The 24,980-nt window shown below is 63.4% G+C and carries 24 protein-coding genes; 4 read left to right on the top strand and 20 right to left on the bottom strand.

All coding sequences use genetic code 11. From position 1 onward, the window contains the following. The 7 genes from ACKAMS_RS21145 to ACKAMS_RS21175 all read right to left on the bottom strand — a co-directional run bounded on the left by ACKAMS_RS21145 (window position 1) and on the right by ACKAMS_RS21175 (window position 8,999). Window positions 1-330, bottom strand: coding sequence for a hydrogenase maturation nickel metallochaperone HypA (locus ACKAMS_RS21145; RefSeq protein WP_020907448.1), 330 nt, complete (start codon window positions 328-330; stop codon window positions 1-3). 155 nt (window positions 331-485) lie between these two features. After that, on the bottom strand, window positions 486-2,111 hold the full coding sequence (locus ACKAMS_RS21150; protein ID WP_408989479.1) for a cutinase family protein: 1,626 nt from the start codon (window positions 2,109-2,111) through the stop codon (window positions 486-488). 111 nt (window positions 2,112-2,222) lie between these two features. Then, window positions 2,223-3,329 (bottom strand): alcohol dehydrogenase catalytic domain-containing protein, encoded by a 1,107-nt coding sequence (locus ACKAMS_RS21155; protein WP_408989480.1) that lies wholly within the window; start codon window positions 3,327-3,329, stop codon window positions 2,223-2,225. Window positions 3,330-3,357: 28 nt separating this feature from the next. Further along, the gene (locus tag ACKAMS_RS21160; RefSeq protein ID WP_317830959.1) at window positions 3,358-4,716 is read right to left on the bottom strand and encodes a pitrilysin family protein; all 1,359 of its coding nucleotides are present in this window, start codon (window positions 4,714-4,716) and stop codon (window positions 3,358-3,360) included. Between the two features lie 126 nt (window positions 4,717-4,842). Next, on the bottom strand, window positions 4,843-7,113 hold the full coding sequence (locus tag ACKAMS_RS21165; RefSeq protein WP_097387456.1) for a polyribonucleotide nucleotidyltransferase: 2,271 nt from the start codon (window positions 7,111-7,113) through the stop codon (window positions 4,843-4,845). 438 nt (window positions 7,114-7,551) lie between these two features. Continuing rightward, on the bottom strand, window positions 7,552-7,821 hold the full coding sequence (gene rpsO, locus ACKAMS_RS21170; protein WP_003942254.1) for a 30S ribosomal protein S15: 270 nt from the start codon (window positions 7,819-7,821) through the stop codon (window positions 7,552-7,554). Between the two features lie 197 nt (window positions 7,822-8,018). Next, window positions 8,019-8,999 (bottom strand): bifunctional riboflavin kinase/FAD synthetase, encoded by a 981-nt coding sequence (locus ACKAMS_RS21175; protein WP_019748071.1) that lies wholly within the window; start codon window positions 8,997-8,999, stop codon window positions 8,019-8,021. Window positions 9,000-9,116: 117 nt separating this feature from the next. Between ACKAMS_RS21175 and ACKAMS_RS21180 the strand changes: the two genes are divergently transcribed. After that, a complete protein-coding gene (locus ACKAMS_RS21180) occupies window positions 9,117-9,863 on the top strand; it encodes a metal-dependent transcriptional regulator (RefSeq protein ID WP_019748070.1) in 747 nt (248 codons plus the stop codon). Window positions 9,864-9,873: 10 nt separating this feature from the next. On the opposite strand, the gene ACKAMS_RS21185 is transcribed toward ACKAMS_RS21180, so the two are convergent. The 12 genes from ACKAMS_RS21185 to rimP all read right to left on the bottom strand — a co-directional run bounded on the left by ACKAMS_RS21185 (window position 9,874) and on the right by rimP (window position 21,540). Next, entirely contained in the window at window positions 9,874-10,350 is a 477-nt protein-coding gene (locus tag ACKAMS_RS21185) for a GNAT family N-acetyltransferase (protein ID WP_269577312.1), read from the bottom strand. Next, window positions 10,347-11,267 (bottom strand): tRNA pseudouridine(55) synthase TruB, encoded by a 921-nt coding sequence (gene truB / locus ACKAMS_RS21190; protein ID WP_020907442.1) that lies wholly within the window; start codon window positions 11,265-11,267, stop codon window positions 10,347-10,349. The genes ACKAMS_RS21185 and truB overlap by 4 nt, the downstream gene beginning before the upstream one ends. A 24-nt stretch (window positions 11,268-11,291) precedes the next feature. Next, entirely contained in the window at window positions 11,292-11,951 is a 660-nt protein-coding gene (locus tag ACKAMS_RS21195; RefSeq protein WP_003942126.1) for a 4'-phosphopantetheinyl transferase, read from the bottom strand. 13 nt (window positions 11,952-11,964) lie between these two features. Beyond that, window positions 11,965-12,888, bottom strand: a complete 924-nt coding sequence (locus ACKAMS_RS21200) for a metallophosphoesterase (RefSeq protein ID WP_003942180.1) — start codon at window positions 12,886-12,888, stop codon at window positions 11,965-11,967. Further along, on the bottom strand, window positions 12,873-14,276 hold the full coding sequence (locus ACKAMS_RS21205; protein ID WP_408989481.1) for an MATE family efflux transporter: 1,404 nt from the start codon (window positions 14,274-14,276) through the stop codon (window positions 12,873-12,875). Before ACKAMS_RS21205 ends, ACKAMS_RS21200 begins: the two co-directional genes overlap by 16 nt. Before the next feature lie 10 nt (window positions 14,277-14,286). Beyond that, window positions 14,287-15,279 (bottom strand): bifunctional oligoribonuclease/PAP phosphatase NrnA, encoded by a 993-nt coding sequence (locus ACKAMS_RS21210; protein WP_141487392.1) that lies wholly within the window; start codon window positions 15,277-15,279, stop codon window positions 14,287-14,289. 12 nt (window positions 15,280-15,291) lie between these two features. Further along, on the bottom strand, window positions 15,292-15,771 hold the full coding sequence (gene rbfA, locus ACKAMS_RS21215; RefSeq protein ID WP_003942248.1) for a 30S ribosome-binding factor RbfA: 480 nt from the start codon (window positions 15,769-15,771) through the stop codon (window positions 15,292-15,294). A 276-nt stretch (window positions 15,772-16,047) separates the two neighbouring features. Continuing rightward, window positions 16,048-16,338: a DUF503 domain-containing protein gene (locus ACKAMS_RS21220; protein WP_003942205.1), complete on the bottom strand. Its 291-nt coding sequence runs from the start codon at window positions 16,336-16,338 to the stop codon at window positions 16,048-16,050. A gap of 113 nt (window positions 16,339-16,451) precedes the next feature. Then, a complete protein-coding gene (gene infB, locus ACKAMS_RS21225; protein ID WP_408989482.1) occupies window positions 16,452-19,388 on the bottom strand; it encodes a translation initiation factor IF-2 in 2,937 nt (978 codons plus the stop codon). Between the two features lie 108 nt (window positions 19,389-19,496). Further along, window positions 19,497-19,847 carry a YlxR family protein gene (locus tag ACKAMS_RS21230; RefSeq protein ID WP_019748063.1) on the bottom strand — a complete coding sequence of 117 codons (351 nt, stop codon included), beginning with the start codon at window positions 19,845-19,847 and terminating at the stop codon, window positions 19,497-19,499. Between the two features lie 44 nt (window positions 19,848-19,891). Then, the gene (nusA, locus tag ACKAMS_RS21235) at window positions 19,892-20,923 is read right to left on the bottom strand and encodes a transcription termination factor NusA (protein WP_003942738.1); all 1,032 of its coding nucleotides are present in this window, start codon (window positions 20,921-20,923) and stop codon (window positions 19,892-19,894) included. Continuing rightward, entirely contained in the window at window positions 20,920-21,540 is a 621-nt protein-coding gene (rimP, locus tag ACKAMS_RS21240; protein ID WP_020907437.1) for a ribosome maturation factor RimP, read from the bottom strand. Before rimP ends, nusA begins: the two co-directional genes overlap by 4 nt. 271 nt (window positions 21,541-21,811) lie before the next feature. Here rimP and ACKAMS_RS21245 point away from each other — a divergent pair, with 271 nt between their 5' ends. Further along, complete coding sequence (locus ACKAMS_RS21245; protein ID WP_019748061.1) at window positions 21,812-22,261, top strand: hypothetical protein; 450 nt, start codon at window positions 21,812-21,814, stop codon at window positions 22,259-22,261. Further along, complete coding sequence (locus tag ACKAMS_RS21250) at window positions 22,258-22,713, top strand: ferritin-like domain-containing protein (RefSeq protein ID WP_080945658.1); 456 nt, start codon at window positions 22,258-22,260, stop codon at window positions 22,711-22,713. Before ACKAMS_RS21245 ends, ACKAMS_RS21250 begins: the two co-directional genes overlap by 4 nt. 54 nt (window positions 22,714-22,767) lie before the next feature. On the opposite strand, the gene ACKAMS_RS21255 is transcribed toward ACKAMS_RS21250, so the two are convergent. After that, the gene (locus ACKAMS_RS21255) at window positions 22,768-24,192 is read right to left on the bottom strand and encodes an MFS transporter (protein ID WP_408989483.1); all 1,425 of its coding nucleotides are present in this window, start codon (window positions 24,190-24,192) and stop codon (window positions 22,768-22,770) included. Between the two features lie 84 nt (window positions 24,193-24,276). On the opposite strand from ACKAMS_RS21255, the gene ACKAMS_RS21260 reads away from it, so the two are divergent. Beyond that, window positions 24,277-24,912 carry a TetR/AcrR family transcriptional regulator gene (locus ACKAMS_RS21260; protein ID WP_408989484.1) on the top strand — a complete coding sequence of 212 codons (636 nt, stop codon included), beginning with the start codon at window positions 24,277-24,279 and terminating at the stop codon, window positions 24,910-24,912. Window positions 24,913-24,980 lie beyond the last annotated feature (68 nt).

The raw sequence follows: 24,980 nt of genomic DNA on the forward strand, positions 1-24,980 counted from the left end.
TCAGCTCACTTCCATCGACAGGATCCGCAACTCGCGGCCGGCAAGCACCTCGACATCAGCACTGCCGCACCCACACAACAAGAACATGTCGGGCGGCGAGAAAGTCACGCCACAGCTATTGCATCGCGCGCTGGTTGCAATCTGATCGATGTGCAAGCTGGCACCCTCGGCGTGAGTACCCGCAGTGACAACGTCGAAGCAGAACAGCAGAGAGTGTGGAACCACCGCGCAGAGTTGCCCTACTTCCAGCCGCACACTCGATACTCGTCGCTCGCCGGCACGCTCGCACACGGCTTCGACCACACTCTGCGCAATAGACAGCTCGTGCACGGTGAAACCCACGATTCGTGATCCGGAAACCTCCCTTCCACGATAAGCACCAACCGCCGCTGTAGGTAACCCGTACATACAAAACAGGCTGCGATCCGCAACTACTTGCGGATCGCAGCCTGTGACAGCGTTTTTGACGAACGGAAACCTCTCGGCTAGCCGGTCGTAACTTGTGTCGTTGTTGTTGTTGATGTTGTCGTGGTCGCGGCGGGCGGTGCACTCGACTCGACTGAAGTCGACGGCGCCACGGTTGAAGTCACACTCGGCGTCGCGGCCGGCGCAACGGATGTCGTCGTCGGAGCCGCGGGTGCCGGTACTGCAGATTCCGAACCTGCGGGTGCGGGTTGTACCGCTTCGCCCGTGGTTGTGGTGGGCTTGGCCGAGTCGGTAACCGAAGGCGAAGCAGCCAAGGCGTCGATGGCATCCGCCATCTCTTCGGCGGTCGGCTTCGCCGACGAATCGACCGGCTTGCCGTCCTGCGCCTGCTTGGCCAGATAGGTCAGCCACGCCGCTGCGTACTCCGCTGATGTCAGGGGCTTGCCGTTTGCAGCATCCGAATCACGCCAGTAGTCGAAGTGGTGACCGACATCCGGGCCCAAGGTCAGGCCGTACGGATCGTTCATGACTACGGGGATGGTGTTCTGGTTCGTGGCGATGAGGCCGACGATTTCCTTGAACAGCTTCTGCGGCAGGTACGCCAACGGCGACACTTCCTCAGTGGAAACCGAGTCCTTTGCGACCGGCGTCGTGGTGGCCTCGCTCGGCTTGTACGCCGGATCGGACACCTTCAGCAAGACGTCGAGGAAGGTTTCGTCGCTCTGCATCCAGGTGGGATTGCTCGAGATGTCGTTGAAGGCGTCGAACATCACTCGTCCCATCACGACCGCGATGTCCATGCCGGTGGCGGGCGTCAGATTCTGCGCTTGCAACTGGTCGACGTTGAGCTGCCGACCGACGTTTGCCGCCAGAATCAGGAGTGAAATGTTCTCGGGAGCTGCGCAGGTGAGGTCGCCGTCAGAGCAGAACGACGCAATCTTGCCGTTCAGGGCCCCGAAATCTCCGCTGGTGCCTGGAAGTGCCCCGGATCCGGAAGCGGTGTTCTTTCCGTTCTGATATTGCTGGTTGAAACCGTTCGGGTTCGCGTACGGGTTCTCGGAGCCGGGGAACGGCCCCTCGCCCGCGAGTCGACCAGCGTCGGCGAAGATGACCACACCGACGACGTTGTCCGGATTGATGCCGGAGGTGCTCGACTCCGAGCCGATGTCCATCGCGACGCGGCGCACTACGTCAGCGCCTTCGCTGTAGCCGACAATCGAGAACTTCGTGTTCGGGCAGGCCGCGCTGATTGCCTTCATCACAGCGCGGGTGTTGTCCGCGCCCGTCGTCACGGCCTCTTCGTAACTGTCCATGTTTGCGGGATACGCGATGTAGACGGAGGCGTACGAGCCGTCCTTGACCGAACCGGCGGGCGCCTTGAGTACCGGGTCGACCCAGTAACTGCTGTAGTCGTCTGTGAGCGCCGCCGGGAGGAGTGTCGTTCCATCCGCACCGACGAGCATCTTCGTTGTGCCCTCGACCGGCGTGTCTCCGCGACCGGCAACACCGATCCCGACCGTGTCGTGGCACTCGGTGACAGACGCGGTCAACTCGGTCTCGATCGTCTGCGATTGCGGAGAATCCACGGCAACTGCGACCGCCACCAACGCGGCCACGCCGAGCGCTGCGGGCGCTACTGCACCCGCCAGTATTCGATGTCGCGAAAAGAACCCACGAACCGGCATATCTTCTCCCCAATCAACTTTTGGAAAACGTACGACCGACCCCCGGGGCGTCACGCAACGTCATTCGAGTAGTCGTCCAGTATGAGAGAAGCGTTACAGGAGGTAACGATTTCAGTCAAAAATAATGACCTGTCGGATTGCTTTTCCGTCCGCAAGTTCGTCCATGCCGGAATTGATGTCGTCCAACTCGATTCGCGAGGAGATGAGCTTCTCGACCGGTAGCTTCCCGTCCCGCCACAATTGCGCGTAGATCGGGATGTCGCGGGCGGGGACGGCGGATCCGAGGTAGCTGCCGATGATGGTCCGCGCTTCGGCCACCAGCCCGAGCGGCGAGATCGACGAGCGCGCATCAGGCGCAGGCAACCCGACCGTGACGGTCGTGCCACCCGCTGCCGTCGCGGCCACGGCTGTCTCGAACGCCCGAGCATTTCCCGCAGCTTCGACGACGATGTCTGCGCGAACGCCACTCTCGGACAGGCCGGACGGTGTGAAGACCTCGGTCGCGCCCAGTTCCAGCGCCTGAGCCCGCTTGGACTCCAGTGCGTCGACGCCGATGACGTTCTCGACCCCGAGTGCCCGCGCCGTCAGGATTGCGGCCATCCCGACGCCGCCCAAGCCGACCACCATCACAGTGTCCGCCGGGCGAGGCTTGGCCGCGTTGAGTAGCGCTCCCCCGCCGGTCAACACCGCGCAACCGAGTACGGCTGCAATCTCGGCCGGAATATCGTCTTCGACGGCAACTACGGACTTGGCGTTGACCACCGCATGCGTCGCGAAACCCGAAACGCCGAGATGATGTTTGACGCTCTCGCCGGAGCGCCGCAGTCGTTGCGCGCCACCGAGCAAACTGCCGTCGTTGTTGGCGGCGCTACCCACCGTGCACGGCATCCGGCCGTCAGTGGCGCATCCCGCGCACTCGCCACACCGCGGAAGAAAAGTCATCACGACGCGGGTGCCCACCGACAACGAATCAACGCCGTCGCCGAGTTCGACGATTCGACCAGCTGCCTCGTGGCCCAGCAACATCGGCACGGGGCGAACGCGATTCCCGTCGACCACGGAGAGGTCGGAGTGACAAAGCCCGGCAGCTTCGATCTTGACGAGGATCTCACCCGGGCCCGGGGATTCGAGGTCGAGTTCCGAAATCGAAATCGGAGTCGACTCCGCAAAGGGACGCTCCCGGCCGATCTCTTCGAGCACTGCACCACGGATCTTCAACTGCACACCCCGATTTCGATAGTTCGAACTACTTGCCCACGATCCCGCGTACCGACGCGGGAAGGTCACGAACCCGCTTGTACGGGCCGACAACGGCGGCTGCAAAAGGCCTGGTCAAGAGCACCTGCGCCACCTCGAGCACCTCTTCGGAGGTAACCGCGTCGATGGTCGCGAGCGTCTGCGCAACACTGCGATGGTTGCCGTAATTCAGTTCACTGCGACCGATACGGTTCATGCGTGAACCTGAATCTTCCAGTGCCAGAACCAATCCGCCGCGCAGCGATCCCTTGGCGCGGGCGATCTCGGCATCGGTGATTCCGTCCGTCGCCACGTTCGCAAGTACCTCGCGGATCACTGTGGCAACCTCCCCGAGGTTCTCCGGCTGGCAACCCGCGTACACGGAGAACGCTCCGGTGTCCGCGAAGGTGTCTACGCCGGAATAGACGGAGTACGCAAGCCCACGCTTCTCGCGAATCTCTTGGAACAGACGAGAACTCAGCCCGCCGCCCACTGCGGCGTTGAGAACAGACAGGGCCCAGCGATGACCCTCGTGCCGACCGAACGCGCGTACTCCGAGCGCAAGGTGGACCTGCTCGCTGTCGCGGTGGGTCAAGCTCAGTTCAGGCATCGTTCGCAAACGCAGAGTGCCTTCGCGCCGCGGCGCCGGCTTGACTCCACGCTCGAGATGCCCGGCGAAGGCGCGGCGAGCCAGCGTCACAACCTGCTTGTGGTCGACGTTCCCCGCTACTGCCAGCACCATCCGCTGCGGCGTGTAACGCCGAACATGGAAGGAATGCAACTGATTGCGCGACATCGACTCGATCGATTCGACGCTACCGATGATGGGACGACCGACAGGATGATCTCCGAACAACGCGGTCAGGAAGGCGTCGCCGAGCAGGTCTTCCGGATCGTCGTCTCGCATCGCGATCTCTTCGAGCACTACTTGCCGCTCGACGTCGACATCCGCAGTTCTGCAGCGCCCACGCAGTACGACGTCGGCAACCAGGTCCACCGCCATCGGGAGGTCCTCGTCGATCACGTGCGCGTAGAAACAGGTGTGTTCCTTCGACGTGAATGCATTGAGTTCGCCGCCCACACCATCCATGACCTGCGCGATGTCCAACGCGGTCCGTGACGGCGTCGACTTGAACAACAGATGCTCGAGAAAATGCGCGGCACCGGCCACACTCGGCTGCTCGTCGCGGGAACCGACTCCGACCCACACGCCGACGGAGGCGGAACGCACACCGGGGATGAATTCGGTGACGACGCGCAGGCCGCCGGGAAGGACCGTGCGCTGCACTCCCGATTCAGGAGTCGCATCGATCGGCGATTTCAGCACAGCGCTGCGGCTGCGCGTGGTGTTGGGAGTGGTCTTTGGCATGAAAAGGTTCAGCAGTCCTCGGTGCAAGTGTTGAATCAGGTATCTACAGGCTCGTGTCTACAGACAGTACAGATGCGGCCCCGCACGGAAATCCGCGCGGGGCCGCATCAGAGTACGAAGTGAGATCTACTCGGAAGCAGCCTCGTCGGCGGCCGGAGCGGCAGCCTCGTCGTTGCCCTCTTCGACCGGGATCAGCGAGATCTTGCCACGTGCATCGATGTCGGCGATCTCGACGCGGATCTTGGATCCGACGTTGACCACGTCTTCGACCTTGGCAATGCGCTTACCGCTGCCCAGCTTCGAGATGTGCACCAGTCCGTCGCGTCCCGGCAGGAGCGAAACGAAGGCACCGAAGGCGGTGGTCTTGACGACCGTGCCCAGGAACCGTTCGCCGACCTTGGGGAGCTGCGGGTTGGCAATGGCGTTGATCATGTCGATCGCGGCCTGTGCAGACGGTCCATCGGTGGCGCCGACGAACACGGTGCCGTCGTCTTCGATGGAGATGTTGGCACCGGTCTGCTCGGTGATGGAGTTGATCATCTTGCCCTTGGGGCCGATGACCTCGCCGATCTTGTCGACGGGGACCTTGATGGCCGTCACGCGGGGAGCGAACGGGCTCATCTCGTCCGGGGTGTCGATGGCCTCTGCCATGACCTCGAGGATCGTGGTACGAGCATCCTTGGCCTGCGCGAGTGCGCCGGCGAGGACCTTGGACGGGATGCCGTCGAGCTTCGTGTCCAGCTGCAGGGCCGTGACGAAGTCCTTGGTGCCTGCGACCTTGAAGTCCATGTCGCCGAAGGCGTCTTCGGCGCCGAGGATGTCGGTCAGAGCGACGTAGCGGGTTTCACCGTCGACCTGGTCGGAGACCAGACCCATGGCGATACCGGCAACCGGAGCGCGAAGCGGCACACCGGCGTTGAGCAGTGCGAGCGTGGACGCACACACCGAGCCCATCGAGGTGGAACCGTTGGAGCTCAGAGCCTCGGAGACCTGGCGAATCGCGTAAGGGAACTCTTCGACGCTGGGCAGAACCGGCATGAGAGCGCGCTCGGCGAGTGCACCGTGACCGATTTCGCGACGCTTCGGCGAACCGACGCGACCCGTCTCACCGGTGGAGTACGGCGGGAAGTTGTAATGATGCATGTAGCGCTTGGTGGTCTCGGGACCGAGCGAGTCGACCTGCTGAGCCATCTTGACCATGTCGAGAGTGGTAACACCCAGGATCTGGGTCTCGCCGCGCTCGAACAGTGCGGAGCCGTGTGCGCGCGGGATGATCGCGACCTCGGCGGACAGCGAACGGATGTCCGTGACGCCGCGGCCGTCGATGCGGAACTGATCGCGCAGGATGCGCTGGCGAACCAGCTTCTTGGTGAGCGAGCGGAACGCTGCTCCCAGTTCCTTCTCGCGGCCTTCGAAGTTGGGTGCAACCTGCTCGAGAACCTCGACCTTGACCTCGTCGGTCTTGTCGTCGCGTTCCTGCTTGCCGGCGATTGTCAGTGCGGCATTGAGCTTTTCGGACGCAGCAGCCTCGACGGCAGCAAAAACGTCGTCCTGGTACGCCGGGAAGACCGGGTAGTCACCCGTGGGCTTTGCAGCCTTGGATGCCAGTGCTGCCTGAGCAGCGCACAAGCGTGCGATGAACGGCTTGGCGGCCTCGAGGCCCTCGGCGACGATGGCCTCGGTCGGTGCCTGAGCGCCGTCGGCGATCTTCGCGATGACGTTGTCGGTGGCCTCGGCCTCGACCATCATGATCGCTACGTCGGCGTTGTCACCGCTGCCGGACACGACGCGGCCGGCTACGACCATGTCGAAGACGGCGTTCTCGAGCTGATCGACCGTCGGGAATGCAACCCACTGGCCGGCCTTGTTGTCCTCGGAGACGATGAGTGCAACACGCACGCCACCGACGGGTCCGGAGAACGGCAGGCCCGCGATCTGCGTCGACGCGGAAGCGGCGTTGATGGCCACGACGTCGTACAGATCCTGCGGGTTGAGGCTCATGACCGTGACGACGACCTGGATCTCGTTACGGAGACCGTCGACGAAGGACGGGCGCAGCGGCCGGTCGATGAGGCGGCAGGTCAGGATCGCGTCGGTGGAGGGGCGTCCCTCACGACGGAAGAACGAACCGGGGATGCGGCCCGCTGCGTACATACGCTCTTCGACGTCCACCGTCAGGGGGAAGAAGTCGAAGTGCTCCTTGGGGTGCTTGCTGGCGCTCGTGGCGGACAGCAGCATGGTCTCGTCGTCCAGGTAAGCAACGACGGCGCCGGCGGCCTGCTGAGCAAGGCGTCCGGTCTCGAAACGGATGGTGCGGGTACCGAAGGACCCGTTGTCGATCACGGCGGTGGATTCGAACACGCCTTCGTCGACCTCTACTACGGAATTCTCTGTCATTCTTTTCTCTTCACTTCCCTCTCGTCTTCGCCGTACCCGCGCGGGCGTTTCCACCCTCCTGGTGGAAACTGCGCACCGAGGGACGTCCCCCTCTTGAATTGCAGACGCTCCTTGCGATGCGAGCGATTTCTGCTTCGGGACGTCACGACGTTCGGGCGGCCGTCGATCGAAGTCCGCCGGAGCTTTCGGGCACTTGCCCGGTCCGGAGAACCACTACCGACAACCGACACCACGTTCTCTGGTGCATACGGTGTGCTGGCTGCGCACTGCACAACTGTGCGTAGACAACTGTGCATAGCGCCGACAGCGGAAACTGCCTTGCGGCAGCTAACGCCGAAAGCCAGCGAAGCCCAGTATATGCGTGGCTTCGCCGGCTAACGGAGTGTTCGGCAAACCGAAGCGTGCCGTGTTGCTTTCGATCAGCGTCGTGAGAAAAATCTAGCGACGCAGGCCGAGACGCTCGATGAGCGTGCGGTAGCGAGCGACGTCAGTCTTTGCCACGTACTTCAGCAGACGACGACGGCGACCGACCATCAAGAGCAGTCCACGACGCGAGTGGTGGTCATGCTTGTGGGTCTTGAGGTGCTCGGTGAGATCGGTGATGCGCTTGGTGAGCATTGCCACCTGAGCTTCGGGCGATCCCGTGTCGGTCTCGTGCAAGCCGTACTCGCCGAGAACGACCTTCTTCTCTTCCGTGGTCAATGCCACTTGATTCACTCCTGTGATGACGTTTGCGTGAAAGGAACTAGATCGGGCGCGGCCACCGCAAACCGCAGCACGCACCGAGAGAAGATCCTACCAGCAGCAATGAGGCGCTTTCGCCCACCTGGAGCGAATGTGGCCGCCGCCACTAGTGCGGGACGAGTTCAACCCACTCTGCGCTCAACCCACGCTGCGCTCTGCGCTCAACCCACGCTGCGCTCTGCATCCTCACTCAGGATTTGGCGTGCGCGTTCGACGTCTCGGTTCATCGCCGTGATGAGCGACTCGATCGAGTCGAACTTCTCCATGCCCCGAATCCGCGAAACCAGGTCGACAGCGACGTGTTGTCCGTACAGGTCGGCTTCGGTGTCGAGAACGTACGCCTCGACGGTTCGGGTCCGGCCGGAGAAGGTCGGGTTGGTCCCCACAGACACTGCGGCTTGGTATCGACGACCGGGAACGACAGTTCCGAGTTCCTCGCCGGCGCCGAGCACCGTGAACCACGCTGCGTAGACGCCGTCGGCCGGAATCGCCGAAAACATCGGCGGTGCAACATTGGCCGTCGGGAATCCCAACTCGCGTCCACGCTTGTCACCGTGGACGACTACACCTTCGACACGATGTGGACGGCCGAGAGCTTCGGTAGCCGCTTCCATGTCGCCTGCGTCGACGCACGAGCGGATGTAGGTCGACGAGAACGTCACCGCATGCTCGGCGAGCAGCTGGACGCCGTCGACCGCAAAGCCGAAGCGAGCGCCCATCTCACGAAGAAGATCGACGTTGCCGAGCGCCTTCTTGCCGAAGGTGAAATTGTCCCCCACCACCACCTCGGCGACATGCAGACGTTCGACGAGAATTTCGTGGACGTAGCGCTCCGGCGTCAGCTTCATGAAATCAGCGGTGAACGGCATCACGCAGAACACGTCGATGCCCAGATCCTGAGCCAATTCCGCACGCCGTTGCAGCGTCGTCAACTGGGCTGGATGACTACCCGGCCGCACAACCTCCATGGGATGCGGGTCGAACGTCATCAACACGCTCGGAACACCACGTTTGCGCGCAGCGGTAACCGCTCTCGCTATCAATTGGGCATGCCCACGATGCACACCGTCGAACACACCGATAGTGAGCACACAACGACCCCAATCGGCCGGAACTTCGTCGAGACCACGCCATCTCAGCACGATTGGCAGCCTACGGGTCCACCGGCGGCGGGTCACGTTCGGACCCGCCCAGCGAATCACCGCTGTGCTGCCGCTCACGTACGGAAGTTCCGGATTTCGTAGCCTAAGCTAAGCGTTGTGGCAGCTCACAAGACCGGAACCTCGGAAGCATCATCGACGTCGGATGGCGACAGCACTTCGGCGCACGGCGCGGCAATCGACACGCTCGCACTCTCGTCGGTGGCTCAGGACTACCTCAAGGTCATCTGGACGATCCAAGAGTGGTCCCACGAGCGGGTGTCCACCAAGCTCCTGTCCGAGAAGATGAACGTCTCGGCTTCGACGGTGTCCGAGGCGATCCGCAAACTCTCGGACCAGGGCCTCGTCGATCACGCCCGCTACGGTTCCATCGCTCTGACGGACAGTGGCCGCGCGGCTGCTGTGTCCATGGTCCGGCGCCACCGGTTGATCGAGACCTATCTGGTTCAGGAACTCGGCTACGGCTGGGACGAAGTCCACGACGAAGCCGAAGTCCTCGAACACGCCGTTTCCGATCTGATGATCTCGCGGATGGACGCCAAACTGGGCTTCCCCGAACGTGACCCGCACGGCGATCCCATTCCCGCCACCGATGGTTCGGTGCCGACTCCCCCGGCCCGTCAGCTCAGCGACTTCGCCAACGGCGAGCGGGGCCGCGTTGCCCGGATCTCCGATTCCGATCCCGAAATGCTTCGGTACTTCGATTCCGTCGGCGTCAGTCTCGATGTCGACATCACTGTCGAAGAACGCCGTGATTTCGCCGGAACAGTGTCCGTTCGACTCGGCGACAGCCCCGACACAATCGACCTGGGAAGCCCAGTCGCTCAAGCAATTTGGCTCGTGTAGTCGAGGTCGCTCAGAGCGGCAGACGGTATCGCCGTTCCACGGGCCGGACTCCGTCGGTCCGGGTCCAGTCGGCGAGCCTCTCGTCGACGTACACCCAACCTCGACGCTCGTACAGCGCGATCGCCGGCAAAGCGTCCTCGACGACGTCGAGCACCAGTTCCAACTGACTTTCGGCTGCGAAATCCGTGACAGCGTCGAGTAGCGCACCGCTGAGGCCGTTTCCGCGCGCATGGGGATGAACGAACAATCGCGACACGGCTATCGATCCCGCGGTGGTGGGCGCGCCTGCAACCTCGCGGTCGACGGCCACATGACCGACAACACGGCCGTCGCTCTCACCGACCCACGCCTTCACCACCGTGGGCGAACTGAGCCAGCGGTGCGGGTTCTGCGGCCACATGTTCGGATATCCGTCGCACTCGTGGACCTGTGCCAGCGCATCGACGCAACCGTCGAGGTCGCCGTCGACACGCTCGCGGACGATCACCCGCGAAGCGTCGCCGGTCGCACGACCATCACCGAACTGGCGCGTCGACCCTTCTCCTGCAGAAGCGCAATCGTGTGACCGGTGGGATCGATCGCCGCACAGATCCCCTTCATCCCGATCGGCTCGAGCCAGCGCCCCTGGCTGATCGCCTCGGCTTCCTCCGCCGTGATCTGCCGATGCGGAAAAGCCGTCTGCGCGGCCTGATCGATGTCGAGGCTCACACCCGGCTGATCCGCGAGATCTTCGAGCGTGCGCGCATGTTCGAGAGTGAACGGCCCGACGCGGGTGCGGCGCAATGCCGTCAAATGACCGCCGACGCCCAATTCACGACCGAGGTCGCGTGCAAGCGAGCGGATGTATGTTCCGGAAGAGCACTCAACGTCTACATCCAGATCGACGAAGCCACCCGGGACATCTCGCCGAGCCAGAACTTCGAAAGTCGACACCGTTACCGGGCGCGGCGCCAGCTCGACGGTTTCTCCCGCACGCACCAGGGCATGTGCGCGTTGACCGTCGACCTTGATAGCGCTCACGCTTGCCGGGATCTGCTTGATGTCTCCGGTCAGCGTTGCCACGATCGCCGCGATCTCCGCGTCCGTCACCTGCGAAGCGTCTGCGGAAGTCAGGACCTCACCTTCGGCATCGTCCGTGTCCGTCGCTGCACCGAGGCGAATGGTCGCCGAGTACGCCTTGGTTGTCAGTGCCAGGAGTCCGAGCAACTTGGTCGCACGCTCGACGCCGAGAACGAGGACGCCGGTCGCCATGGGATCAAGAGTCCCGGCATGTCCCACCTTGCGGGTGTTCAACAACTTGCGGCATCGCGCGACCACGTCGTGGCTGGTGATGCCCGCCTCTTTGTCGACAATCAGGATTCCGGCGCCGACAAGACCGGAGGAAGGCTTTTCACGAGCTGACACGTGTGCCGATTCTGCCAGTCGTGCTCACTGCACCGAAATTGCCGTCAGAATGAGCCCGTCCGACACCAACCACCTGCCGTCGAAAGAGGTGAGCGGCGGACCAGACGTCGCCTCACCGGGGACCAGCAGACGCGAGTTGAAAGTTCCGGAAGTTTCCGACTCCGCCTCGAATGTGATGTGGGCGTCCTCGAAACCCAACCAGCGCCCGGTGAGCGGAAACCACGCCTTGTACGTGGCTTCCTTCGCGCAGAAGAGCACTCGATCCCAGTGCACCGGACCGCCGGTTTCCTGAGTGTCCAGCCACGTTCGTTCCGCTTCGATGCTGACCGCGGGCAATACCCCGTCCGGCAGCGGGCCGTGCGGCTCGGCGTCGATACCGAGTGAGCGGACCTGCATGGAGTACGCCAGGACAGCGCCGCGGTAGCCGTCGCAATGGGCGAGGCTTCCGACTACTCCCTGCGGCCAGAGTGGGGCACCACGCTCGCCGCGCATGACAGCGGCAGACGGAACACCGAGCTTGCCCATCGCCTGACGCGCGAGGTGCCGGGTAGTCACGAACTCGCGACGGCGCTTCTCGACCGCGCGGCCGATCAACGCCTCCTCGCTGGGGTGCGGAACCAGACCGGGCGGATCCACGAAGGCCTCGGCCGTCGCAACTCCACCGGGAAGAATCTGTTCGATCACGTAGCGATACCTCTCAGCGTCCGGCGCGCATGCGCTCGACTTCGGCTTCCTGCTCCGGCGTGACCTTGAAGTGGCCACCCCACTTGTTGAGCGTTCCCGGCGGGTACTCCGGAACGGGAAGAATCTGACGCAACAACTTCTCCGGCAGTCCACGCCGACGCCATTCGCGCGGGTATCCGAGTGAGACTTCCTCGAAGCGGACGCCGTCGTAGTACGTGGTTCGAGGAATGTGCAGGTGCCCGTACACCGAGCACACCGCGTTGTACTTCACATGCCAGTCGGCGGTCGCGGTGGTTCCGCACCACAACGCGAACTCCGGATACATGAGCACGTCCGTCGGCTGCCGGACCATCGGGAAATGGTTCACGAGAACGGTTTTTGTGCCTTCGGGGAGCGCGTCCAGCCGTGCCTGGGTGTATTCGATTCTCGCCCGGCACCACGCGTCGCGCGTTGCATACGGCTGCGGCGAGAGCAGGAACTCGTCGGTGGCGACGACGTTCTTGTCCCGCGCGATCTCGAGCCCGTGTTCCTTGTCTCGCGCGCCTTCCGGCAGGAAGGAGTAGTCGTAGAGAAGGAACATCGGGACGACCGTGACCGGGCCCTCGTCTCCCTCCCACACCGGGAACGGGTCCTCGGGTGTGATGACGTCGAGTTCGCGGCACATGTTGACCAGGTACTCGTACCGCGGCGCTCCGTGAATCTGAACCGGATCCTTGGCGGTCGTCCACAGTTCGTGGTTGCCCGGAATCCAGATGACCTTTGCGAATCGGCTGCGAAGGAGCTTCAACGCCCACCGAATGTCGTCAGTTTTCTCGGAAACATCTCCGGCGAGAATGAGCCAGTCGTCAGGCGAATCCGGGAACAGTTCCTCCGTCATCGGCTTGTTGCCGTTGTGACCGACATGAATGTCGCTCACCGCCATCAGCTTTGCTGCCACGATCCCTCTGCTTCCTCAGTTGAACTTCCGCGCTTCGCCGTCGCCGGACCTGTCACTGCCCACTTGCCGGAAAACGCTCGCCACGACACCGCGACCATCCGAAGTACTACGAACACGGTAAGCCCTGCCCAAATTCCGGCCAGCCCCCAGTCGTAGGCGAGGGAGAGCCAGATCGCGGGCAGAAATCCGAGAACTGCGCAGAGCATGGTCGCGTTGCGCAGAAACACCACGTCCCCGGCGCCGAGCAGAACACCGTCGAGTGCAAACACGATTCCCGCTACCGGCATGATCGCGACGAAGAACCACCAGGCGATCGACATTTGACCGAGGACCTCGGCGTCGGACGTGAAAAGTCCGGGGATCACGGAGTGGCCCGCGGCGAAGAAGATCGCGAGTACCACGGCAAATACCGTCGACCAGGCAGTGATCCGCCAGGTCATCCTCTTCGCCGCGGCTGCGAATCCACCGCCGAGGGCAGCTCCGATGAGCGTTTGGGCGGCGATCGCCAAGGAATCGAGAAGGAGCGAAACCAGGTTCCACAGTTGGAGGACAACTTGGTGTGCACCGACTACGGCTGCGCCGAACCTCGACGCCACCGCGGCCGCCGAGACGAAACATGCTTGGAATGCGAGGCTGCGCAGGATCAGGTCACGGCCCATCAGCATCTGCGCCCGCATGATTACAAGATGCGGTCGAGCCGAGACCGGTTCACGAAAGAGTGCCCAAGCGAACAGGCCACCCGAAACGCTCTGGCCGACCAGATTCGCGACAGCTGATCCTTCGAGTTCCATCCGGGGAGCACCGAGCAAACCGTGCACGAGAATCGGGCACAACACCGCCGAAATACCCAGGCCGACAAGGACGAACCGAAGCGGTCGCACCGTGTTCTGAACCCCGCGCATCCAGCCGTTGCCGGCCAGAGCCACCAGGATGAGCGGAACACCCAATACCGCTATCCGAAGCCAACTTTCCGCAGCCGCCGCAATGTCGGGAGTCCCGGCCACCGCCGAAGTCAGCGGGCCCGCGATCACCTGCACGATCACTACCAAGGCCAAGCCGATCGCGGCCGCCAGCCAGGTCGCTTGAACACCCTCGCCCACCGCGTCGCGCTCGCGGCCCGCCCCGTGCAGCCGTGCGGCGCGCGCCGTCGTGCCGTACGACAAGAAGGTCAGCTGCGTACTCACCAACGACAGGATCAGACCACCGACTGCCAATCCGGCCAGCGGAAGCGCCCCGAGTCGGCCGACCACGGCGATGTCGAACAACAGATAGAGGGGTTCGGCCGCCAGTACCCCGAGCGCCGGAAACGCCAGGGAAAAGATTCGACGCCCAGTGACGTCGAAATCAGCTGCCGAAGATCCCGCCGAGGTGGCGTCAGATTCGCTCAATGCCGCGGATTCAGCCGAGTGCCGCGACGAGCGCGGCAACAATCTCGTCGCTGGAAGTGGTCGACGTATATCCGGCCGACAGCCGGTGCCCGCCGCCACCAAGACTTTCAGCGACCGCCGACACGTCGATCGCCGACTTTGCACGCAACGAGATCGACCAGCTTCCGGAAACCGACTCTTTGAGTACTGCGGCAACTTCGGCTTCCGAAGTAGTTCGCACGATATCGACGACGCTCTCGATCTCCTCGGAGCGAAGATCGCCGATGTCACTGCGTCGGATCACCGCGTACACCAGCCCACGGCCGTCCGCGGCTTCCGGGACCAGCACCGCGGACCCGAGTACCGAAGCCAGCATCGGCAACCACCCGAACGGATGGGTGTCGAGCAGCTTTCGCGCAATCGCGTCGCCGTCGATGCCGGTCGCCAGCAAACGCGCGGCGAGCACGTGCGGAAGCGGACCTCCCCACCGGAAGGAGCCGGTGTCGGTGACCAGTCCGGCATAGAGACAGTGCGCGATATCGCGATCGATCGCGACTCCCCACGCATCGAAGAATCGTGCGATGAGCGCCGTCGTCGAAGCCGCGGTTTCGTCGACGACGTTGATGGTTCCGAATTCGGAATTGGAGCGATGGTGATCAAGGACGATTGTGCGATGCGCGCCGGCGAGTCGACTCGCCAACTCACCGAGGCGGCCCTCGCTGCCGACATCCACGGTCACCAGAACATCGACGCTTTCCCGAACATCGGCGGGCGCCGTGAGCAAGTGAACACCAGGGAAATCACACATCGACTCGGGCAGCGCCGACGGCCGACTGAACGCGACCTGCACCGAAATGCCCCGACGCTCGAGAACGAGACCGAGCGCAAGTCCGCTGCCGATCGTGTCCGCATCCGGCTGCACATGGCAGAGAATTGTCACCGTGTGTGCCGATTCGAGAACCTCGGCCACCTGAGCGAACTTCGCCTCGCAGGGGTCGACGTCCGAAAGTGCGGTGATCGTCATTCTCGGTGCGCGTCAGTCGGCTTCACGAACATCTGGCGACGCCTCGTCTTCGTCCGAAGCCACTCGCGGCTCCTTGTACGGATCTGCATCTCCGGCCGGCTGTGCATTCTCACGCGCCTTGGCGACCTCGTCGTCGGCGGCCTTGGCACGGGCCAGCAGTTCTTCCATATGACGCGCGGTGTCGGGAACGGTATCGGCGACAAACGTCAGAGTCGGTGTGAAGCGAACGCCAGTTCCGGCACCGACCTTCGAGCGGAGAACACCCTTGGCCTTCTCGAGTCCTGCGGCGGCGGCTTCCACATCGGGTGCGGAATCGACCTTCTCGCCCATGACTGTGTAGTACACCGTCGCGTCGTGCAGATCGTTGGTGACCTTGGTGTCCGTGATGGTCACGAATGCGAGTCGCGGATCCTTGATCTCGTGATCTATCGCGGTCGCGACGATGGTTCCGATACGCTTTGCCAACTTGCGTGCCCGGGCTGGATCTACCATGACTGTCAGTCTCCTCTACCTGGCCACTCGAATCGAGGTGACTCGATCGATCAAAGTTCTGGTTAACAAGAATTATTACCGACAACAGTCTCGTCCATCGGCTACCCGGCAACCAAATCACCATCGGTAGAGGTCTTCGGCCACAAGCCACCGTGCACATCGAGCGTGAGTACAGACACCGTCACACTTGGTCCCCTGGACGCCGAATCCCTTGCCGACCAACTCGATTCGGTACGCCGTCCGGAAGAGTGGCTCAGCGACACAGATCGGTGACACTCAGTCTTCCGGGCCGAAGATTCGCCTTCGCACAGCCAGCAACTGAATCTCCGGACGCTCGGCGACCGCTCGCTCACAATGATCGAGAACATCGTGCAGGTGATCGACGGACGAACTGACCACACCGACGCCCACGAGCGCACGACGCAGGCGTCCCTGCTCCCCCGCCTCCGCTGCACTCACGCCGAATCGACGGAGTTCCGTCAGGATCGGCGACAGCATCGAACGCTTTTCCTTGAGTGAGTGGACATCGCCGAAAAGAATGTCGAACTCCAGTGCCCCTACAAACATTTTCCCCCTAGACAGAGCCGAATGGACTCTTCCGGACTTGTATGTTCAAGTCCGGAAGAGTCCATGTCAGCTAGTACTCACGTGCGTCCGCCCCAACGCCCGTGTCGACATAATCAGTCGCGCGGCTTCTCGCGAAGCTCGTAGCACTCGAGAACGTCACCGATCTTGATATCGGAATAGGTGACGGTCAAACCACATTCGTAGCCTTCGCGAACCTCGGTAGCGTCTTCCTTCTCCCGCTTGAGCGAGGAGATGGTGACCGTCTCGGCGATGACCTTGCTGTCGCGGATGAGACGTGCCTTGGCGTTGCGACGGATGCTGCCCGACGTGACCAAGCAACCGGCAATGTTGCCGATCTTGGACGAACGGAACATGGCGCGGATCTCTGCCTTGCCCAGCTCGACCTCTTCGTACACCGGCTTGAGCAGACCCTTGAGTGCCTTTTCGACCTCATCGATGGCCTGGTAGATCACCGAGTAGTAGCGAATGTCGACGCCCTCGCGGTTCGCCAGCTCCGTTGCCTTGCCTTCGGCGCGGACGTTGAAGCCGATGATGATCGCGTTGGACGCAGCAGCCAGGTTGACGTTGGTCTCCGTGATGCCACCGACACCGCGGTCGATGACGCGCAACTGCACCTCGTCGTCGATCGGAATTCCGAGGAGAGCCTCTTCGAGGGCCTCCACGGTTCCCGAGTTGTCACCCTTGAGGATCAAGTTCAGCTGTGAATGTTCCTTCAGAGCTGCATCGAGATCGTCGAGGCTGATGCGCTTACGACTCTTCGCTGCAAGCGCGTTGCGCTTACGTGCGTTGCGACGGTCCGCGATCTGGCGAGCGATACGGTCCTCGTCGACCACGAGCAGGTTGTCACCTGCACCGGGGACCGACGTGAAGCCGATGACCTGGACCGGACGTGAAGGCAGTGCCTCGTGGACGTCCTGACCGTGCTCGTCCACCATGCGGCGGACGCGGCCGTAAGCATCGCCGGCAACGATCGAGTCGCCGACCCGCAGCGTTCCGCGCTGAATGAGCACGGTAGCGACGGGGCCGCGGCCACGGTCGAGGTGCGCCTCGATGGCAACACCCTGAGCGTCCATGTCCGGGTTGGCGCGCAGATCCAGGGAAGCGTCCGCCGTCAACAGCACTGCTTCGAGCAGTGCGTCGATGTTGAGACCCTGCTTCGCCGAGATGTCGACGAACATGGTGTCTCCGCCGTATTCCTCGGCCACCAGTCCGTACTCGGTGAGCTGCTGCCGGATCTTGTCCGGGTTCGCGCCTTCCTTGTCGATCTTGTTCACCGCGACCACGATCGGCACATCGGCCGCCTGGGCGTGGTTGATCGCTTCCACCGTCTGCGGCATGACGCCGTCGTCGGCTGCGACAACAAGGATCGCGAGGTCGGTGGCCTTGGCACCACGAGCACGCATGGCCGTGAAGGCCTCGTGACCCGGGGTGTCGATGAACGTCACGAGACGCTCGTTGCCCTCGAGCTCGGTCAGCACCTGGTAGGCACCGATGTGCTGCGTGATGCCGCCGGCTTCGCCCTCACGGACATTCGCCTTACGGATCACGTCGAGCAGACGGGTCTTACCGTGGTCGACGTGGCCCATGACGGTGACCACAGGCGGACGGGACTCGAGGTCCTCTTCTCCGCCGGCGTCCTCGCCGTAGGTGAGGTCGAAGCTGTCGAGCAGCTCGCGGTCCTCGTCCTCCGGGCTGACGACCTGCACGACGTAGTTCATTTCGCCGCCGAGCAGCTCCAGCGTCTCGTCGTTGACCGACTGAGTTGCCGTGACCATCTCACCGAGGTTGAACAACGCCTGCACGAGTGCTGCGGGGTTCGCATCGATCTTGTCCGCGAAGTCCGACAGCGATGCGCCGCGAGCGAGACGGATGGTCTCACCGTTGCCGCGTGGCAGCCTGACGCCGCCGACTGCGGGAGCCTGCATGCTTTCGTACTCGGCGCGCTTCGCCCGCTTCGACTTACGTCCACGGCGAACTGCTCCGCCGGGACGACCGAATGCACCTGCCGCTGCGCCGCGCTGACCGGGACGGCCACCGCCGCCGGGACGACCGCGGAATCCACCGGCCGGAGCTGCTCCACCGGGAGCACCTGCACCAGCACCGGCGCCGGGAGCGCCGCCGCCGCGGTATCCACCGCCGCCGCCGCCCGGACGACCACCGGGAGCGCCACCGGGACGACCCGGACGTCCGCCGCCACCGGGCGCGGGACGAGCGGAACGAGCAGGCATTGCACCCGGGTTCGGGCGAGGAGGCATGGAGCCGGGGCTGGGACGGGGTCCGCCCTGACCTGCAGGCGGACGAGGTCCACCCTGGCCGGGAGCCGGACGGGGACCGCCCTGACCCGGAGCCGGACGAGGTCCACCCTGGCCGGGAGCCGGACGGGGACCGCCCTGACCCGGAGCCGGACGAGAACCGCCCTGGCCTGCACCCGGACGCGGTGCGCCGGGAGCCGGACGAGGTGCCGGACGCTCGGCGGGTGCCGAGGAGTACGGGTTGTTACCGACGCGAGGTGCCTTCGGTCCCGGACGCGGTCCGCCGGGCTTTGCGCCGGTGGACGGTGCCGCCGGAGCCGCGGGGGCTGCCGGTGCCGGAGCTGCGGGAGCAGCCGGAGCCGGGCGTGCCGGCTTCGGAGCGTTGAACGTCGGGGTGGGGACCGGCGCCGACGGTGCTGCCGGAGCAGCGGCTGCGGGAGCCGCGGGGGCTGCCGGTGCCGGAGCTGCGGGAGCAGCCGGTGCGGGTGCGGCCGGCTTGGGGCCGGGACGCGGGCCACCGGGCTTTGCAGCTGACGGCGACGGTGCGCCGGGCTTTGCCGCGGGGCGAGCCGCCGGAGCGGCTGCGCCGGTCTCGGACTTGGTTTCTGCTCCGCCTGCCGACGGGAATGACTCCCGCAGACGACGGGCGACGGGCGCCTCCACTGTGGATGACGCAGACTTCACGAACTCGCCTTGCTCCTTGAGCGTTGCGAGTAGTTCCTTGCTGGTGACACCGAGTTCTTTAGCCAACTCGTGCACGCGGGCCTTGCCTGCCACTGCTCTCCTCACTGATGAGGTCGAGCAGGAGGCATCCCACAGATGTGGGTCCCGCACGACCTCGGGTTATCGCCGATGGACGTTCATCGTTGGTGCTTCACGGTGTGCTCATGAGTGCTTGTGCCTGTTCTTCTCGAGAGGTACTGCTTTTGTGTGAACTGCGTCGACCAGCTGGTCGACAGCGGACGTGTCCAGATTTCCGGACACTCGCAGTGCTCTGCTGAATGCTCGGCGCCGCTCTGCCAGGCTCAGACAACTCGGATCCAGGTGCAGCCATGCACCTCGACCGGGGAGTCTTCGCGATACGTCGGGGACGAGCGGGGAACCCTCCGGCCCCTGCTCACCAACCACGACCCTCAACAGATCGACAGCCGACCCTTGTTCCCTGCACCCCACACACGTTCTGACCGGCGAACCGGGTTTCACGCGCGCAGAATCCGAGGACTCACGTCGAACCATTGTCCACTCTACCGCCGAACCGTCTCGATCACTGCATTCCACCGTTATCCGTTGGACGTGGCGGGCCGGTCGGACGCGTCGCCAACGGGTGCCGCATCGCTCCGAATGTCGATACGCCAACCCGTCAACCGTGCAGCCAGGCGGGCATTTTGACCCTCTTTTCCGATGGCCAACGAAAGCTGGAAATCGGGCACGATGACACGGGCCGCACGAGCCTCCGGATCGACGACAGTGACGGAGACCACTTTCGACGGGGAAAGTGCGTTGCCCACAAACGTCGCGGGATCTTCGTCGAAGTCGATGATGTCGATCTTCTCCCCCGCAAGTTCGCTCATGACGTTGCGGACGCGCTGACCCATCGGGCCGATGCATGCACCCTTTGCGTTCAGCCCCTGCACGCGTGAGGCAACGGCGATCTTGGAACGGTGTCCCGCTTCGCGCGCGACGTTGATGATCTCGACGCTGCCGTCCGCGATCTCCGGAACCTCGAGTGCGAACAACTTGCGAACCAGGTTCGGATGGGTCCGCGAGAGGGTGATCTGGGGGCCACGGGCGCCGCGAGCAACCCCGACGACGTAGCACTTGATGCGCTCGCCGTGTTCGTAGTTCTCGCCGGGAACCTGTTCTGCGGGCGGCAACAATCCTTCGGCGCCATTGGATTCGCTGCCGATTCGAACGACGACCATCCCGCGAGAGTTTGCACGCGTGTCGCGCTGAATGACACCGCCGACGATTTCACCCTCATGGGTGGAGAACTCACCGAAACTGCGCTCGTGCTCGGCGTCGCGCAAACGCTGCAGGATGACCTGGCGTGCGGTGGTCGCCGCGATTCGACCGAATCCTTCGGGAGTGTCGTCCCACTCCTCGCCGATCATGTTGCCGTCGGCATCGGTGTCGTGTGCCATCACTCGCACCGAACCGGTCTTGATGTTGACATCGATCCGAGCGTTCTGCTTGTGCCCCTCGGTGTGGCGGTACGCCGTCAGCAGCGCGGTCTGGATCGTGGCGATCACAGTTTCGATCGAAACGCCCTTTTCGGCTTCGATCGCTCGCAACGCTGCAATGTCGATATTCACTTGTCGAACCCTTCTTCGTTTTCTACGTCTTCTAATTCTGCTTCGTCGTCTTCGACACTGTCCACGCCCGAGTCATCGGTGAGGTCAACCGCATCCGAGGGAACTGCGCGCCCCTCCGGGATGCCGCCCGCGAGTTCCAACTCCGCCTCACTGGGCTTCGAGAACTCCACCTGAACTACGGCCTTCTGAACGTCGCCCAGTGCAATCTCTCGCACGGTCAGTCCGCCACGGCCGCCGATGACAACCGCCACGGAATCGTCGTTCAACGTTCCGATACGGCCGACCACGGTCTCGCCGGCCAGATCGATACGCGCTTTGCGTCCACGAGCTCGACGCCAGTGACGCTCGAGTGTCAGTGGACGATCGATTCCCGGGGAGGTCACCTCGAGGGTGTACGGCGTTTCACCGATTTCCTCGAGGCTGTCGAAAAGTTCCGAAACGAGTCTGCTGATCTCTGCGGCGGCATCGAGTTCGATCCCGGCATCGCTGTCGACCATGATGCGCACCGCGCTGTGCTTGCCCGCACTCGTCACGACAACGTCTTCGACGTCGTAACCCTGGGCGTGCACGAGTTCGGAGATCAGCTCGATCACCCTCTCCCTGGATGGCACCGGCATCTCGCGAACTCCTCATTTCAGTTGTCGTCGATTGTCCGACTTGTGTCGACTGTCGACGTGGGCGGCTGCGAGCATGAAAAGACACCAGGTGCCTCATGCTGCAAGCATCCAAGAGTACCGCTCATTACGCGTCTCCGTGACCAGAGTGCCCGACGCACGTCACACTTGAACACGTGCCGCGGATTCGAACGATCGGCCGACCACCTGGCACGATGGACTGGTGCTGACGCCCATGACTACTACCCCACTCTCCCGGCGGAGTGCGCTCAAGATGACGGGAACCGCAGCAGCGTTGGGCGCTGCAGCCTTCTCGTTGTCCGCCTGCACCGACAACGGCACAGCGGAGGCGGCTGCAGAAGTCGACCAGTTGACGGCCCAGGCCGAGCGAGCTCGCTCCGACGCGGCAGCCGCAACCGCCGCCATCGCTCTTGCGCCGGACAAGTCGGCATCACTGACGACGATCAGCGCCGAACGCACAGCGCATGCACTCGAACTCGATGCCGAGATTGCGCGAGCAGCGGGCGGCGGCGCTACGACCACTGCGCCCCCGTCGACCTCGGTCGCAAACGCTCCGACGGGCGTCGACACCTTGAGGACCTCGCTTAACGATTCGGCGCGCAGTGCCGCGGATCTCGCTCGCACGATGTCCGGCTATCGCGCGGGCTTGCTCGGTTCGATCAGCGCGTCGTGCTCGACCCAGGTTGCGGTGTTGCTTCCATGATCACTTCGCACACCCGTCGAACCGAGAGTTCTGCCTTGCTGACCGCAATCGAATCAGAGAATGCCGCGATCTTCGCTTACGGAGTGGTTGCCGCGTTTTCGAATCCTGCCCGTGTCAACGAAGTTGCCACACATACAGCCGCGCACCGCGCGCGACGTGATGCGCTGGTTGCCCTGTCGACCGACGCGGGCGAGACCCCGCCGACAGCCGCGGCAGCCTACGAGATCCCGTTCCCGGTGACGGACGCCGTTACCGCGGCACAACTGGCAGCACAGATCGAATCCGACACCGCCGTGACCTACCGGGCATTCGTCGAACAGGTCGATACCGACCAACTCCGCACGTTCGGAATCGACGGCCTGACCGATGCGGCAATCCGCGGCGCCGGATGGCGGTCCGCGCTGGGAACCGCTCCGTCCACATCAGCGTTCCCAGGGGACCCGGCTTCGTAAACTGCTGTGCGCCTTTATTAACCGCCGGCGGTTAATAAAGGCGCACAGCAGTGCTCAGCTCTTGCGATGTGAGGGCACGAACCAAGCCGCAACCACGGCCACCAATACGAAGCAACCGCCGACGCGCAGTGCAGGTGTCAGCGCATCTCCGTAGCCCAGCGGCGTGAGGGCGCCACCAGCGGCAAGGAAGACTGCGGTGAGAACCGCGATTCCCAGCGCAACACCGATCTCGCGAAGCGTCGAGTTGGTCGAACTGGCCGTTCCGTGATCAGGCTCGTCCATGTCGACGAGAACAGCCGTCGAACTCGGCGCGAAGGTCAGGCCCATGCCGATGCCCGCCATCAGGAGCGCCGGAACCAGTGAACCGTACGTCACGTCGGGACCGATCAACGCGGCCAACCAGAACAATGCTCCGGCCTGGAGCAGCAGACCGGTCAGCAGAAGTGAACGGAGCCCGACCTTCGGCGCCAGAAAACCGGCGAGAGGAGCGAAGATCATCGGCGCTGCCGTCCACGGAAGCGTCCGCAGGCCTGCTTGGAACGGGCTGTAGCCCATCACGATCTGGAGGTACTGCGACAGCAGGAACACCGCTCCGAAGATCCCGATCGAGAAGGTCAAGCCGATGACGTTCGCCATCGAGAAGCTGCGTGAACGGAACAGACGTAGGGGCATGACCGGATGTGACGTCTTCATCTCGCGAAGAACGAACAGCGCCAACGCGACTGCGGAACCGACCAACGACGCAACCACTCCAAGCGATCCCCAGCCGTCGTCGTTGCCGTGAACGATCCCCCACACCGCCAGAAACACACCGAGTCCGGCGAGTGCGACACCGGGAAGGTCGAGAGGTTGTGTGCGACCGGTCGATTCACGCAACGCATACATCGCGAGAGGAACAGCAACGATCGCAACCGGCACGTTGATCCAGAAGATCCCCTGCCACGAGAACCCGTCGACTACCGCTCCACCGACCACGGGACCCATCGCAATTCCCAGTCCGGAGACGCCACCCCAGACACCGATTGCCATGGCGCGCTTGGCTTCCGGTACCGCTGCGACGAGGAGGGTCAGCGAGAGCGGCATGATCGCAGCTGCGCCCGCGCCTTGAAATGCCCGGGCCGCAATCAGCAGGGCGGGAGTTGTCGACAGCGCCGAAGCGATCGATGCAGCCGTGAACAGCCCGATTCCGAACACGAACATCCGGCGGCGTCCCCACCGATCGCCGAGCGTCGTCGCCGAAAGCATCAGCGTCGCAAAGCAGAGCGTGTACGCATTCATGAACCATTGGAGCTGCCCGACGGACGCGTTCAGTTCCTTCTCGATCACCGGCAGCGCGCTCGTCATCACGAGGTTGTCGAGGGTAGCCATGAACATGGGCAGAGAAGCAGCAACCATCGCTATCGCGATCGGAACCTTACGTCCTCCACTGTTTTCCGACCCGGATGCGGCGTCCGATCCGGACTTCGTCAAAACGGTCATCGTGATTCCTCGATGTGAAGGTGCCTTAAGGCATCGATTGATTACTTAAGTCGAAACTAAGCTATCCGGTGATAACGTGTCAATATGTCGATCGGTGCAGCTGAACCACGTACCCGCAGGATGAGCGCACCGGAACGTCGCGCACTGGTCCTTGCCGCGGCAACGCGGGCATTTGCAAAGGGCGGATACTCCGGCACCAGCACGGACGCCGTCGCCAGGGAAGCCGGCGTCTCGCAGCCCTACGTCGTGCGCATGTTCGGAACCAAGGCAGATTTGTTCCACGCGGTGTTCACGCGTGCGCTCGACGAAATCGTCCGCACCTTCAACGACAAATTGGACACCGTCACAATCGATCCGAGCAATCCGCAGTTCTGGGCCGAACTCGGATCCGCCTACGGCGAGCTGGTCCTCGATCGAGACCTGCTGCTCGTCATGTTGCACGGCTTCGCAACCAGCACCGACGACGTCGCCGCCGTGTCCCGGACCGCCATGTCCGGCATCTACACCTTGCTGCGCGAGCGCACCGGTTGCACGCCCGAGCAAGCCCGCTTGTTCATCGCGAACGGCATGCTGATCAACAATCTGCTCGCAATGATGGCACCCGAACACGCCGACGATGATCCGGCCCTCGGCGAACTCTGGGGCAGCGTCTTCAGCGACTCGACTGCAATCACTCTCACCGGCGACGAATCCTCGAGCGAAACCGACACCGTTTCCTGACCGGTCACTGGGAAAAACTACACACATGTGACTGAGGACACCCTACAGTCGATCCGACATGTCTCCGG

It is taken from the genome of Rhodococcus sp. 5A-K4, from assembly GCF_046097995.1.
GTDB lineage: Bacteria > Actinomycetota > Actinomycetes > Mycobacteriales > Mycobacteriaceae > Rhodococcus_F > Rhodococcus_F erythropolis.